The organism is Streptomyces lycii, assembly GCF_009735685.1.
In the GTDB taxonomy this organism is placed as follows: Bacteria; Actinomycetota; Actinomycetes; order Streptomycetales; family Streptomycetaceae; genus Streptomyces; species Streptomyces lycii.
Genome location: NZ_WHPN01000253.1, coordinates 1 through 12,783 on the forward strand (window position 1 = coordinate 1; position 12,783 = coordinate 12,783).

At 72.4% G+C, this 12,783-nt stretch carries 14 protein-coding genes, 2 tRNA genes and 1 pseudogene; 11 read left to right on the top strand and 6 right to left on the bottom strand.

Annotated elements, in window-relative coordinates; genetic code table 11:
• The first annotated feature begins 75 nt into the window (after window positions 1–75).
• Together GCU69_RS10585 and GCU69_RS10590 are read left to right on the top strand one after the other, a co-directional pair.
• Window positions 76–147: transfer RNA gene (locus tag GCU69_RS10585), tRNA-Gln, on the top strand.
• A gap of 3 nt (window positions 148–150) precedes the next feature.
• Window positions 151–223 (top strand) — tRNA-Glu (locus GCU69_RS10590).
• A gap of 111 nt (window positions 224–334) precedes the next feature.
• Here GCU69_RS10590 and ndgR read toward each other — a convergent pair.
• A complete protein-coding gene (gene ndgR / locus GCU69_RS10595) occupies window positions 335–1,051 on the bottom strand; it encodes an IclR family transcriptional regulator NdgR (RefSeq protein ID WP_098749736.1) in 717 nt (238 codons plus the stop codon).
• Window positions 1,052–1,277: 226 nt separating this feature from the next.
• On the opposite strand from ndgR, the gene leuC reads away from it, so the two are divergent.
• The 4 genes from leuC to GCU69_RS10615 all read left to right on the top strand — a co-directional run bounded on the left by leuC (window position 1,278) and on the right by GCU69_RS10615 (window position 4,563).
• Window positions 1,278–2,702 carry a 3-isopropylmalate dehydratase large subunit gene (gene leuC / locus GCU69_RS10600; protein ID WP_098749737.1) on the top strand — a complete coding sequence of 475 codons (1,425 nt, stop codon included), beginning with the start codon at window positions 1,278–1,280 and terminating at the stop codon, window positions 2,700–2,702.
• 5 nt (window positions 2,703–2,707) lie between these two features.
• A complete protein-coding gene (gene leuD / locus GCU69_RS10605; RefSeq protein WP_098749738.1) occupies window positions 2,708–3,301 on the top strand; it encodes a 3-isopropylmalate dehydratase small subunit in 594 nt (197 codons plus the stop codon).
• Between the two features lie 171 nt (window positions 3,302–3,472).
• Window positions 3,473–3,742, top strand: coding sequence for an SCO5555 family protein (locus GCU69_RS10610; RefSeq protein ID WP_156205766.1), 270 nt, complete (start codon window positions 3,473–3,475; stop codon window positions 3,740–3,742).
• A 134-nt stretch (window positions 3,743–3,876) separates the two neighbouring features.
• On the top strand, window positions 3,877–4,563 hold the full coding sequence (locus GCU69_RS10615) for an HU family DNA-binding protein (protein WP_156205767.1): 687 nt from the start codon (window positions 3,877–3,879) through the stop codon (window positions 4,561–4,563).
• A gap of 298 nt (window positions 4,564–4,861) precedes the next feature.
• Here the strand turns inward: GCU69_RS10615 and GCU69_RS10620 are convergent, their stop codons facing one another.
• Together GCU69_RS10620 and cofC are read right to left on the bottom strand one after the other, a co-directional pair.
• Window positions 4,862–5,089, bottom strand: a complete 228-nt coding sequence (locus GCU69_RS10620; RefSeq protein ID WP_098749741.1) for a hypothetical protein — start codon at window positions 5,087–5,089, stop codon at window positions 4,862–4,864.
• 241 nt (window positions 5,090–5,330) lie between these two features.
• Entirely contained in the window at window positions 5,331–5,966 is a 636-nt protein-coding gene (cofC, locus tag GCU69_RS10625; protein WP_098749742.1) for a 2-phospho-L-lactate guanylyltransferase, read from the bottom strand.
• Window positions 5,967–6,148: 182 nt separating this feature from the next.
• On the opposite strand from cofC, the gene GCU69_RS10630 reads away from it, so the two are divergent.
• The 3 genes from GCU69_RS10630 (at window position 6,149) to GCU69_RS10640 (ending at window position 9,277) form a co-directional block, all read left to right on the top strand.
• A complete protein-coding gene (locus GCU69_RS10630; RefSeq protein ID WP_098749743.1) occupies window positions 6,149–6,970 on the top strand; it encodes a lysophospholipid acyltransferase family protein in 822 nt (273 codons plus the stop codon).
• The gene (locus GCU69_RS10635; protein ID WP_098749744.1) at window positions 6,967–7,968 is read left to right on the top strand and encodes an NAD(P)H-dependent glycerol-3-phosphate dehydrogenase; all 1,002 of its coding nucleotides are present in this window, start codon (window positions 6,967–6,969) and stop codon (window positions 7,966–7,968) included. Before GCU69_RS10630 ends, GCU69_RS10635 begins: the two co-directional genes overlap by 4 nt.
• A gap of 94 nt (window positions 7,969–8,062) precedes the next feature.
• The gene (locus GCU69_RS10640; protein ID WP_156205768.1) at window positions 8,063–9,277 is read left to right on the top strand and encodes a D-alanine--D-alanine ligase family protein; all 1,215 of its coding nucleotides are present in this window, start codon (window positions 8,063–8,065) and stop codon (window positions 9,275–9,277) included.
• An 18-nt stretch (window positions 9,278–9,295) separates the two neighbouring features.
• Here GCU69_RS10640 and GCU69_RS10645 read toward each other — a convergent pair whose 3' ends face one another.
• Both GCU69_RS10645 and GCU69_RS10650 read right to left on the bottom strand, forming a co-directional pair.
• Window positions 9,296–9,808: a DUF3515 domain-containing protein gene (locus GCU69_RS10645; RefSeq protein WP_408055790.1), complete on the bottom strand. Its 513-nt coding sequence runs from the start codon at window positions 9,806–9,808 to the stop codon at window positions 9,296–9,298.
• Window positions 9,809–9,859: 51 nt separating this feature from the next.
• Window positions 9,860–10,093, bottom strand: coding sequence for an Lrp/AsnC family transcriptional regulator (locus GCU69_RS10650; protein ID WP_098749747.1), 234 nt, complete (start codon window positions 10,091–10,093; stop codon window positions 9,860–9,862).
• 191 nt (window positions 10,094–10,284) lie between these two features.
• On the opposite strand from GCU69_RS10650, the gene GCU69_RS10655 reads away from it, so the two are divergent.
• Window positions 10,285–11,250, top strand: coding sequence for a thiamine-phosphate kinase (locus GCU69_RS10655; protein WP_098749748.1), 966 nt, complete (start codon window positions 10,285–10,287; stop codon window positions 11,248–11,250).
• 42 nt (window positions 11,251–11,292) lie between these two features.
• Complete coding sequence (gene thiD, locus GCU69_RS10660) at window positions 11,293–12,117, top strand: bifunctional hydroxymethylpyrimidine kinase/phosphomethylpyrimidine kinase (protein ID WP_098749749.1); 825 nt, start codon at window positions 11,293–11,295, stop codon at window positions 12,115–12,117.
• Between the two features lie 395 nt (window positions 12,118–12,512).
• Here thiD and rpmB read toward each other — a convergent pair.
• A pseudogene (gene rpmB / locus GCU69_RS34925) lies at window positions 12,513–12,623 on the bottom strand (50S ribosomal protein L28); the annotation flags it as partial.
• Window positions 12,624–12,783: the final 160 nt, after the last annotated feature.

Genomic DNA, 12,783 nt, shown 5'->3' on the forward strand with positions numbered 1-12,783 from the left:
GTAGCGGCCTAGCACGCCGCCCTCTCAAGGCGGTAGCGCCGGTTCGAATCCGGTCGGGGGTACTGGTCTATACCATGGGCTATGGTGTAATTGGCAGCACGAGTGATTCTGGTTCATTTAGTCTAGGTTCGAGTCCTGGTAGCCCAGCAGGCCCCCGTTGTGTAGCGGCCTAGCACGCCGCCCTCTCAAGGCGGTAGCGCCGGTTCGAATCCGGTCGGGGGTACGCATCGAGGAGGCCCCCCGCTTCGGCGGGGGGCCTCTTCTCGGTATTCCGCTGCTCCGCTGCTCCGATGGCCTGCTGCTTCGCCGCCCCGCTGCCCCGCCCCCGCTGTTCTCAGCCGGTGCGGCGCAGCGCCTCCGTGAGGCGGCCGGCGGCGTCGATGATCGCCTGGGCGTGCATCCGGCCCGGGTGCCGGGTCAGCCGCTCGATGGGCCCGGACACGGAGACCGCCGCCACCACGCGGTTCGACGGGCCGCGCACGGGCGCCGAGACCGAGGCGACGCCCGGTTCCCGCTCGCCGATGGACTGGGCCCAGCCCCGGCGGCGTACGCCCGAGAGCGCGGTGGCCGTGAACCGGGCGCCCTGGAGTCCCCGGTGCAGTCGCTCCGGCTCCTCCCAGGCCATCAGGATCTGGGCGGCCGAGCCGGCCTTCATGGGCAGCGTGGAGCCGACCGGCACCGTGTCCCGCAGGCCGGACAGCCGTTCCGCCGCCGCCACGCAGATCCGCATGTCGCCCTGGCGCCGGTAGAGCTGCGCGCTCTCGCCGGTCACGTCCCGCAGATGCGTGAGCACCGGGCCGGCCGTCGCCAGCAGCCGGTCCTCGCCCGCCGCCGCGGCCAGTTCGGCCAGCCGCGGGCCGAGGATGAACCGGCCCTGCATGTCCCTCGCCACCATCCGGTGGTGTTCCAGTGCCACGGCCAGCCGGTGGGCCGTGGGACGGGCGAGACCGGTCGCCGCGACCAGCCCGGCGAGGGTGGCCGGACCGGACTCCAGAGCGCTCAGTACCAGAGCTGCCTTGTCGAGAACGCCGACGCCGCTAGAGTTGTCCATGCAACGATACTCGCGTCTCAGAGTGTGAAACGCAAGTTCAATTTTCCCGGGAAGCCGCCAATCTGTAGAAGCGGCCCGTGTCGCAGCGGCGGAGAACGGCCGTCCGGCACGGGGCCCGGGGCGAGGAAGCCCGGGCGTCCCGGGGCCGCGAACCCCCGGCGGAACACCGCCGGGGACGGAACACAGCCGAGTTGGGCCGGCAGAGCCGCCGGCCGGAGGGAAAGCGATGGGACGGACACTCGCGGAGAAGGTCTGGGACGACCATGTCGTCCGGCGCGCCGAAGGCGAGCCCGACCTTCTCTTCATCGATCTGCACCTGCTGCACGAGGTGACCAGCCCGCAGGCGTTCGACGGCCTGCGGAAGGCGGGCCGGAAGGTCCGCCGCCTCGACCTGACCATCGCCACCGAGGACCACAACACCCCGACCCTCGACATCGACAAGCCGATCGCCGACCCGGTCTCGCGCACCCAGCTGGAGACGCTGCGCAAGAACTGCGCGGACTTCGGCGTCCGGCTGCACCCGCTCGGCGACGTCGAGCAGGGCGTCGTCCACGTCGTGGGACCGCAGCTGGGACTGACCCAGCCCGGCACCACGGTGGTCTGCGGTGACAGCCACACCTCCACCCACGGCGCCTTCGGCGCGCTCGCGTTCGGCATCGGCACCAGCCAGGTCGAGCACGTGCTGGCCACCCAGACGCTGACGATGGCCCCCTTCAAGACCATGGCGGTCACCGTCGAGGGCGAACTGCCCGAGGACGTCACGGCCAAGGACCTGATCCTCGCCGTGATCACGAAGATCGGCACCGGCGGCGGCCAGGGGTACGTCATCGAGTACCGCGGCTCCGCCATCGAGAAGCTCTCGATGGAAGCCCGGATGACCATCTGCAACATGTCGATCGAGGCCGGTGCCCGGGCAGGCATGATCGCCCCGGACCGGACCACGTTCGACTACCTCCGGGGCCGCCCGCACGCCCCGCAGGGCGACGACTGGGACGCCGCCGTCGCGTACTGGGAGACGCTGCGCACCGACGACGACGCCGTCTTCGACCACGAGGTCGTCATCGACGCCGCCGAACTGGCGCCGTTCGTCACCTGGGGCACCAACCCGGGGCAGGGCGCGCCGCTGTCGGCGTCCGTGCCGGACCCGGCCTCCTTCGCCGACCCCAGCGAGAGCTACGCGGCCGAGAAGGCCCTGGAGTACATGGGACTCCGGGCCGGCCAGCCGCTGCGCGAGGTCGCCGTCGACACCGTCTTCGTCGGTTCCTGCACCAACGGCCGTATCGAGGACCTGCGCGCCGCCGCCGCGATCCTGCGGGACCGGAAGGTCGCCGAGGGGCTGCGGATGCTGGTGGTGCCCGGTTCCGTACGGGTGGCGCTGCAGGCCGTCGAGGAGGGACTGGACAAGGTCTTCACCGCCGCCGGCGCCGAATGGCGGCACGCGGGTTGCTCGATGTGCCTCGGCATGAACCCCGACCAGCTCGCGCCGGGTGAGCGCGCCGCGTCCACCTCCAACCGCAACTTCGAGGGGCGGCAGGGCAAGGGCGGCCGTACCCATCTGGTGTCGCCGCAGGTCGCCGCGGCCACCGCGGTGCTCGGCCATCTCGCCTCGCCCGCCGATCTGTCCGACGCCCCGGCTCTCGTGGAGGCCTGAGAACCATGGAAGCTTTCACCACCCACACCGGCCGGGCCGTGCCGCTGCGCCGCAGCAACGTCGACACCGACCAGATCATCCCCGCGCACTGGCTGAAGAAGGTCACCCGCGACGGTTTCGAGGACGGGCTCTTCGAGGCCTGGCGCAAGGACCCGGAGTTCGTGCTGAACCGCCCGGAGCGGCAGGGCGCGACCGTGCTCGTCGCCGGTCCCGACTTCGGCACCGGATCCTCCCGGGAACACGCCGTCTGGGCGCTGCAGAACTTCGGCTTCAAGGCCGTCGTCTCCTCCCGGTTCGCCGACATCTTCCGCGGCAACTCGCTCAAGAACGGCCTGCTCACCGTCGTGCTGCCGCAGGAGACCGTGGACCGGCTCTGGGAGCTGACCGAGGCCGACCCGACCGCGGAGGTCACCGTCGACCTGGTCGCCCGGGAGGTCCGGGCCGAGGGCGTGACCGCCCCGTTCGAGCTGGACGAGAACGCCCGCTGGCGGCTGCTGGAGGGGCTGGACGACATCAGCCTCACCCTGAAGAACGAGAGCGACATCGCCGCGTACGAGGCGTCCCGCTTCTCGTTCAAGCCGAGCACGACGGTGGTCTGAGCCACCGGTTGACCCCGTGCCACGCCTGCGCCCCCCGCCTCCCCGGCGGGGGGCGCAGCCGCGTCCCGGGCCGGGAGCGGGGGTGCTCCGGAGCGGGAAAGCGGCGCGCCACGCGGGGCTCCGTTGGGCCCGTACGAGGCGACAACTCGCCCCAGATGGCACAATCGGTGCATGGAACGCGACAGTCAACTCGAGCTGTACGGGCTCGTCGCGGACCGGCTCAAGGAAGCGCACACAAAGGTGCGCATGCTGCAAGTCCCCGCGGGCGAACGGATGGCGCTCACCCGGAAGCTGCTGGTCATCACGGCCGCGTCCAAACACGATCTGGCCGGGACTGCGAGGCGCCTCGACCGGTTCATGGAAGACCTCGACGAGGGCCGGTTCTCCGGCGAGTTCCGGGAGGAACCGCCCGGTGACTCCCCGGCCAACGGCCCCGCCTGACCGTCGCGGCGGCCGAGTCCGTTGCGGCACAAGGGTGATTAGACCGTTTCGTGTTTGATTTGCGGTATATATCTGCCTAACGTGCGAAAAAGCTTGAACGAATTCGTTCGGGCGATGTCTCCGAAGGGGAAGACGTGAACAAGGCGCAGCTCGTAGAAGCGATTGCCGACAAGCTCGGTGGCCGGCAGAACGCCGCCGACGCTGTCGATGCCGTACTCGACGCGATCATCCGCGCGGTCGTCGCCGGGGACCGGGTGTCGGTCACCGGCTTCGGCTCGTTCGAGAAGGTCGACCGTCCGGCCCGGTACGCCCGCAACCCGCAGACCGGGGAGCGTGTCCGGGTCAAGAAGACCTCGGTGCCCCGTTTCCGCGCGGGCCAGGGCTTCAAGGACCTGGTCAGCGGGTCCAAGAAGCTCCCCAAGGGCGGCGAGGTGGCCGTCAAGAAGGCGCCCAAGGGCAGCCTGACCGGTGGCGCTTCGGCCCGTACGACCACGAAGAAGGCCGCGGCGAAGAAGGCGACCGCCAAGAAGGCGGCCACCAAGAAGGCCACAGCGAAGAAGGCGACTCCGGCCGCGAAGAAGGCGGCGGCGAAGAAGTCGGCGCCCGCGAAGAAGAGCGCCACCGCCAAGAAGACGTCCCCGGCGAAGAAGTCGGCCGGCACGGCGACGAAGGCCACCGCGAAGAAGTCGGCGCCCGCGAAGAAGAGCGCCACCGCGCGGAAGACCGCCCCCGCGAAGAAGACCGCGGCCAAGAAGGCACCGGCAGGCAAGACCGCCGCCCGCAAGACCACCACCAAGAAGACGGCCGCCAGGAAGAAGTAGCAGCCGCCGTACCCACGCGCCGGGCCGGGCCTCCTCCGGGAGCCCGGCCCGCGGCGTGTCCGCGGAGATCCGGCCGGCGGGCGTCCCGGGGCGAGCACGGGCTCTCGCGGCGTCCGGAGGGCCCGCGAAGGGCGCCCGGCGCTCCGGAGGGCCGCCGGACGCTCCGGAGGCCCGCCGTATCCCGGAGTTCCCGGGGGCAGCGGAATTCCGGCGGGCCGGGAGCGGGGCCGCGGCGGTCCCGGGGGCAGCGGAATTCCGCAGTCCCGGGGCGCGGAACTCCCGCGGTCCCGGGGAGGCCTCAGAACGTCTGGAGGGTCACCAGGGAGATCCGCCGTGCCGCGGCCCGCGACGTGCCGTCTCCGGCACCGTCCTCCCGCAGCTCGATCCGTACCCGCTGGCCCGGTCGCAGCAGCCGCAGTCCGCCCGCGTCGAACGCCGCCGCGTCGAAGTCCAGCGGGGTGCCGTCGTCCAGCAGCACGCTGCCGGAACGGGTCTCGGGGTCGTATGTCCAAGCGGTGGCCTGCATACCGGCAGCCTAAGGGCTGTCCCGTGCCTCCCGGCGGGCGCACGGCCACGGCCACGGTCACAGCCACAGCCACAGCCACAGCCACAGCCACAGTCACGGTCACGGTCACGGAACAGCGCCGCGTCCCCGTACCGCCCAAGACGCCGGATGTCCCGTCCGGGGATGCCGCCCGCCTCGCCGTGCGCCGCCTCCGGCGCCGCTCGCTGATCCCCGGGGATTCCGGGACAGCGGCTGCGGGCCGCTATTCGGGGATGAGCAGGCCCGCCGTCAGCGCCGCCGTGTGCGGGCCCGTCCCCAGGGCCAGAGCGGCCCGCAGATCGTCCCCGGTGTCCACGTCGCGGCGTACGGAACCGACGCCCCGCAGTGCGATTTCCACCGCCCCGGACGCCCGGTGCCGGGCCCGTGAGGGACCGCCGAATGCGGGCCGGAGTCCGATTCCGGGCGCGGCCGACAAAAAGGTTGTTCCGATCCCCGCCGCATCCGCCAGAAAGGCCCGGGGAAATGCGGCGGCGGCGGAGAATACGCGGGTCAGTTCCCGGGGGCGCAGGGCCGGGAGATCCGCGTTCAGCACCGCCACCGGGCAGTCCGGGCGCCTCTCCCGCGCCAGCCGCGCACCGTGGGCCAGCGCGGCGTTGAGCCCGGCGCCGGGTGTGTCCGGCACCACCCGGGCGCCGAGGGCCGCGAGTTCCGCGCCGGCCCGCCGGTCGTCCGTGACGACCACCACATCCCGCACCGCCGGACAGGCCCCGGCTGCCGCCACGGTGTCCTGCGCGAAGGCCAGCGCCAGCCCCGGTCTGAGTCCGTCGCCGGCCGCGCCCGTCAGCCTGCTCTTGGCCAGGGCGAGCGGTTTCAGCGGCACCACCAGCGTCCAGCCCACGCCCCGGCCCCCTCTCTCGGTCCGCCTCATTGTCCCCCGCCGCTCCGTTCGCCGCGCGCCCCACTCCTTGAGCCGCTGTCGGAGCCCGGGGTTACGGTGTCCTCGACAGACCGGGACCCTGGGGCGACACTTGTGCGGCTGCCCGCCCGCAGCTCAGCAGGTCCCAGGAGGAGGGTGTCCGAGTGTCCCGCCGAAAAATCGGCTTCTGGTACCGCTTGGCCGCGGTCATCGCGAAACCGCCGCTGGTGCTCTTCTTCAAGCGGGACTGGCAGGGAATGGAACACATTCCGGCCGACGGCGGATTCATCACGGCGGTCAATCACAACTCCGCGCTCGACCCGTTGTCGTACGCGCACTTCCAGTACAACACCGGGCGGGTCCCGAGATTCCTCGCCAAGGCGCCGCTCTTCAAGGTGCCTTTCGTCGGCATGGTGCTGCGCGGCACCGGCCAGATCCCGGTCTACCGCGAGTCGACCGACGCGGCCAACGCCTTCCGGGCCGCCGTCGACGCGATCAACCGCGGCGAGTGCGTGGCCTTCTACCCCGAGGGCACCCTCACCCGCGACCCCGACCTCTGGCCCATGCAGGGCAAGACCGGTGCCGCCCGGGTGGCCCTGCTGACGAAGGCGCCCGTGATCCCGGTGGCGCAGTGGGGCGCCAACGAGGCGGTCCCGCCGTACGCCAAGAAGGACAAGGTCCGGCTCTTCCCGCGGAAGACGCTGCGGGTGCAGGCCGGTCCGCCGGTCGACCTCTCCGACTTCTACGGCGAGGAGCCGACGGCCGAGGTGCTGCGCGCCGTCACCGACACCATCATGCGGTCCGTCACCGAGCTGTTGGCCGAGGTGCGTGGCGAGCCCGCTCCCGAGGAGTTCTACGACCACCGCAAGGCCCGCGCGGAGCTGCGGCGCCGCGCGGGAGAGCGGCGGCAGGGGAAAGCGGGGAAGCCCGCGGCACCGGAGAAGCCGGCGGCACCGGCTGCGGGAGAACGGGGCGACGACGCGTGACGCGCTGCGCTGTCTACGGAACGGGCTCCTGGGGCACCGCCTTCGCCATGGTGCTCGGCGACGCCGGCTGCGAGGTGACCCTGTGGGGCCGCCGCCGGGAGCTGGTCGACGCGATCAACACCGGGCGCACCAACCCCGACTATCTGCCCGGGGTGGAGCTGCCCGGCAGCGTCCGGGCGACGACGGATCCCGAGGAGGTTGCCCGGGGCGCCGAGTTCACCGTGCTCGCCGTGCCCTCGCAGACCCTGCGCGGCAATCTCGCGCGCTGGGCGCCGATGCTGCATCCCGGCACGGTGCTCGTCAGCCTGATGAAGGGCGTCGAACTCGGCACCGCCAAGCGGATGAGCGAGGTCGTCGAGGAGGTCGCCGGGGTGCCCGCCGAGCGCGTGGCCGTGCTCACCGGCCCCAACCTCGCCCGGGAGATCGCCGCCCGGCAGCCCGCCGCGGCGGTCGTGGCCTGCTCCGACGAGGCGGTGGCCCAGCGGCTCCAGGCGGCCTGCCACACGCCGTACTTCCGCCCGTACACCAACACCGACGTGGTCGGCTGCGAGCTGGGCGGTGCCGTGAAGAACGTCATCGCGCTCGCCGTCGGGATCGCCGACGGCATGGGGCTCGGCGACAACACCAAGGCGTCGCTGATCACCCGCGGGCTCGCCGAGACCACCCGGCTCGGTCTCGCCATGGGTGCCGACGCGCACACCTTCGCCGGACTGGCCGGGATGGGCGACCTGGTCGCCACCTGCTCCTCGCCGCTCTCCCGCAACCACACCTTCGGCACCAACCTCGGCCGCGGCATGACCCTGGAGCAGACCATCGCCGCCACGAAGCAGACCGCGGAGGGCGTCAAGTCCTGCGAATCGGTGCTGGACCTGGCCCGGCGGCACGGCGTCGACATGCCGATCACCGAGACGGTGGTCGAGATCGTGCACGACGGCAAGCCGCCGCTGGTCGCGCTGAAGGACCTGATGTCCCGCAGCGCCAAGGCCGAACGCCACTGACCCGGCCCGCCCGTGCGGTCCGGGCGGCAGTCCACGCCGAGCCGGTGCCGGTGGCTGCCCTGCGGCGGGGGGTGCAGGGTAGTCTCAACGCGATATGAGCAGCGAGTCCTCCACCCAGTCCTCCGCCCACAGCCCCGTGCCCGCCGCGGGCGGCGCGCCGGCCGCCCGTGAGACCGGCCGGAAGCCGCGCGTCGCCGTGGTGTTCGGCGGCCGAAGCTCCGAGCACGCCATCTCGGTCGTCACCGCGGGCGCCGTGCTGCGTGCCATAGACCGGACCAAGTACGAGGTGCTGCCGATCGGCATCACCCGGGACGGCCGCTGGGCGCTCACCGCGGACGAGCCGGAGCGGATGGCGATCGCCGACCGGGCCCTGCCCAGCGTCGACGAGCTGGCCGAGTCCTCGGACGGCGGCGTGCTGCTGCCGGTCGACGGGGGCGGCCGCGAGGTCGTCTACACCGAGCCGGGCCAGGTGCCCAAGTCGCTCGGCGAGGTCGACGTGGTCTTCCCGGTGCTGCACGGGCCGTACGGCGAGGACGGCACCATCCAGGGCCTGCTGGAGATGTCCGGAGTGCCGTATGTCGGCGCCGGGGTGCTCGCGTCCGCGGTCGGCATGGACAAGGAGTACATGAAGCGGGTCTTCCGCTCCTTCGGGCTGCCGGTCGGCCCGTACGAGGTGATCCGGCCCCGCGAGTGGGAGCGGACCACCGACGGGGTCAAGGGCGCCGCCGCCCGGAAGAAGATCACCGACTTCGCCGCCGAGCACGGCTGGCCGGTCTTCGTGAAGCCGGCCCGGGCCGGCTCCTCCATGGGCATCACCAAGGTGGACGACGAGGCCGGTCTCGACGCGGCGGTCGCCGAGGCCCGCCGCCACGACCCCAAGATCCTGGTGGAGTCGCTGCTGCGCGGCCGGGAGATCGAGTGCGGCGTACTGGAGTTCGAGGACGGCCCGCGCGCGAGCGTGCCCGCCGAGATCCCGCCGGTCAGCTCGCACGACTTCTACGACTTCGAGGCGAAGTACATCGACTCGGCGCCCGGGCTCGTGCCGGCGCCGCTGACCGAGGAGGAGACCGAGCGGGTCCGCGAGCTGGCCGTGGCGGCCTTCGACGCGGCCTCCTGCGAGGGGCTGGTCCGCGCCGACTTCTTCCTCCAGGAGAACGGCGAGTTCGTCATCAACGAGATCAACACCATGCCGGGCTTCACGCCGATCTCCATGTACCCGCGGATGTGGCAGGAGAGCGGCGTTAGCTACCCGGAGCTGGTGGACCGCCTCGTCCAGGCGGCCCTGCGGCGGCCGACCGGGCTGCGCTGAGCGCGCGGCCGCGGGGAGTCAGAGCTCGTTGGGAATGGTGCTCTCGACGGCGTCCGCGAGGTCGGTCAGCGCGTTCAGCTCGGGCTGGTACGTCCCGGGCACGGTCACTTCCACGTACGCCTTGCGCAGGGTCGTCGTGAAGCGGTATCCGTCCTCCTGCTTTTCGGGCAGCCAGAGCACGCCGTTCACCTCCACCCCCTCGGCGGTGGGGTTGTAATGTTCACCACCGGGTGTCAGCACCTCGGGGCGCGGCACCCCGCAGCGCAACTGCACGGCGGGGTCGCCCCATTCGGCCGCGAACTCCGAGGGCGGTCCGCCGGTGTTCCGTTCGAGCCCGTCGACGGTCCCGGGCAGTTCCTTCTGCAGCGCCCGGCACAGTTTCGCCGCCTCGGGCGACGGCTCGGGAACCGGACGGGTGCCGGCACCCGTCGTCAGGGAACAGCCCGCTGCGGCCAGCAGCGCGGTCACGGTCAGCAGCACGGCGGGAGGACAGTGCGGGCGGCGGCGCGGACGGCGGAAGACAGAGCTCACCGGTCCGAGGGTACCGGGGTCCTTCGGGGACCCGGCCGGGCCCCCGAAGGGTCAGAGATGAACGACAGGACAGGTCAGGGTGCGCGTGATGCCGTCCACCTGCTGGACCTTGGCCACCACCATGCGGCCCAGCTCGTCGACCGTGTCGGCCTGGGCGCGGACGATCACGTCATAGGGCCCGGTCACGTCCTCGGCCTGGATCACTCCCGGAATCTTGGCGATGAGATCGGCGACGGCGGACGCCTTGCCGACCTCGGTCTGGATCAGGATGTACGCCTGTACCACGGAACCTCCAGGGCGGCTTCGAGGATCATGGGGCAAGAAGGGACGCCACGGTACCGCGCCGTCACACGACGTGGGGAGACCCGCGCGATACGTGGCGGCGGGCGTGTGGCGCCGCGGAACCACGGACGGACCTCGCCGGCGGCACGTCCGGCACAGCAGGCGCAAGCACACCGGGACGGACAGGAGCAGGGATGAAGGGCACCGTGGGCGAGTTGGGGGAGTTCGGCCTCATCAGGGAGCTCACCTCCCGGCTCACCACCACCCCGGCGGTGCGGCTGGGCCCCGGCGACGACGCCGCGGTCGTCGCGGCACCGGACCGCCGGGTGGTCGCCAGCACGGACGTACTGCTGGAGGGGCGGCACTTCCGCCGGGACTGGTCCACCGCCTACGACGTCGGCCGCAAGGCCGCGGCGCAGAACCTCGCGGACATCGCGGCCATGGGCGCGGTGCCGACCGCCCTGCTGCTCGGCCTGGTCGTCCCCGCGGAGCTGCACGCCACCTGGCCCACCGAGCTGATGGACGGCATCCGGGACGAGTGCCAGGTCGCGGGCGCGGCCGTGGTCGGGGGCGACGTGGTGCGCGGTGAGACGATCACCGTCGCCATCACGGCCCTCGGCGATCTGCGCAACCACGAGCCGGTCACCCGCGCCGGCGCGCGCCCCGGCGACGTCGTCGCTGTCACCGGCTGGCTGGGCTGGTCCGCCGCCGGGCACGCGGTGCTCTCCCGCGGCTTCCGCTCGCCGCGCGCCTTCGTGGAGGCGCACCGCCGGCCGGAGCCGCCGTACCACGCGGGCCCCGCGGCGGCCGGGCTCGGCGCCACCGCCATGACGGACGTCAGCGACGGCCTGGTCGCCGACCTCGGGCACATCGCGGAGGCCAGCAAGGTCCGGATCGACCTGCGCTCCGCGGCCCTCGACATCCCCTCCCAGATGTCCGACATCGGCACGGCGGTGGGCATCGACCCGCTGCACTGGGTGCTGAGCGGCGGCGAGGACCACGCCATCGTCGCCACCTTTCCGCCGGACGTGAAGCTGCCCGCGCGCTGGCGGGTGATCGGCGGCGTGCTGAACCCGTCGGCGCTGCCGCAGGTCACGGTCGACGGCGCCCCCTGGAAGAAGGCGGGCTGGGACCACTTCGGGGACATCGAGGACGCCTGAGCCCCGGCCGGGCGGGCCGCGGGGCCGGGTAGATTCGGGCCCATGCAGATATCCCCGCCGCTCGTGCTCACCGTCGCCGGTTCCGACTCCGGCGGCGGCGCCGGCATCCAGGCCGACCTGAAGACGATGCTGGCGCTCGGCACGCACGGCATGAGCGTCCTCACGGCCGTCACCGCGCAGAACTCGCTCGGCGTCCAGGGAGCCTGGGAGCTGCCGGTGGAGGCCGTCCGGGCCCAGTTCCGCAGTGTCGTGGACGACATCGGGGTGCAGGCGGTCAAGACCGGGATGCTCGCCTCGGCGGAACTCGTCGAGGCCGTCGCCGGTCTGCTCACCGGGGTCGGCGCACCGGTGGTCGTGGACCCCGTCGGCGTCTCCAAGCACGGCGACCCGCTGCTCGCCGCGTCCGCCCTCGACTCGGTCCGTACGAAGCTGCTTCCCGTCGCGACCGTCGCCACGCCGAACCTCGACGAGGTCGAGCAACTGACCGGGGTCCGCGCCGGACGCGAGGAGGATCTGCGCCGGGCCGCCGAGGCAGTGCTCGGTTTCGGTCCGCGCTGGGTGCTGATCAAGGGCGGCCACCTTCCCGGGGAGACCGGCACCACTGCGGACGGGGCGCGCGGTGAGGCCGTGGACCTGCTGACGGACGGCCGGGAGGAGCACTGGCTGCGGGCTCCGCGGTACGACAACCGGCACACGCACGGCACCGGCTGCACCCTCGCGAGCGCGGTCGCGGCCGAGCTGGCGAAGGGTGCGGAGGTCCCGGAGGCGGTCGCGGCGGCCAAGGAGTATGTGACGGGCGCCATCGCGGCGGGCTTCCGCCTCGGATCCGGCATCGGACCGGTGGACCACGGGTGGCGCCTGCGCTGAGCCGTGCCGGGGCCCTTGGCGGCCGGTCCGGGTACGGCGGTGAGCTGGTGCGGTGGGGTCACCAGGACCCGGTCACGGCCGCAGCCCCGGGACCCGGATCGCCCGCCGGGTGACCTGCTTGGAGCTGCGCAGTCCCGGCGAGGGCACGGAGGACACCAAGCGTGCGGCGGCGACCGGTGCGGTGCGGGGCCGGGACCGGTGCGGCGCGGTGGCGGGCCGGTGCGGCTGCGGGGCCGCGGGCCGGAGCGGGCATGCGAAAAGCCGGCCCACCCGAGGTGGACCGGCTTCGGCAACCGGCGGGCTGCGCTACGCCGAAGACGTCAGCGCGAGACCTTGCCGGCCTTGATGCACGAGGTGCAGACGTTGAGCCGCTTCGGCGTCCGCCCGACCACAGCGCGCACCGTCTGGATGTTGGGGTTCCAACGACGGCGAGTGCGGCGGTGCGAGTGCGAAATGTTGTTGCCGAAGCCCGGCCCCTTGCCGCAGACGTCGCAGTTGGCAGCCACGGGTCACTCCAAAGACTTCAGATGCACGTACGGTGAATCCCGGCGCGCCGGGATCGAGTCGAGACCAGCACCGCCAGGGGGAATGGCCCGACTCTCATCGGGCAACCGGAGCAGCATACAACGACCGCTTCCGTAGAACGAATCTACCACGGCTGCCCGG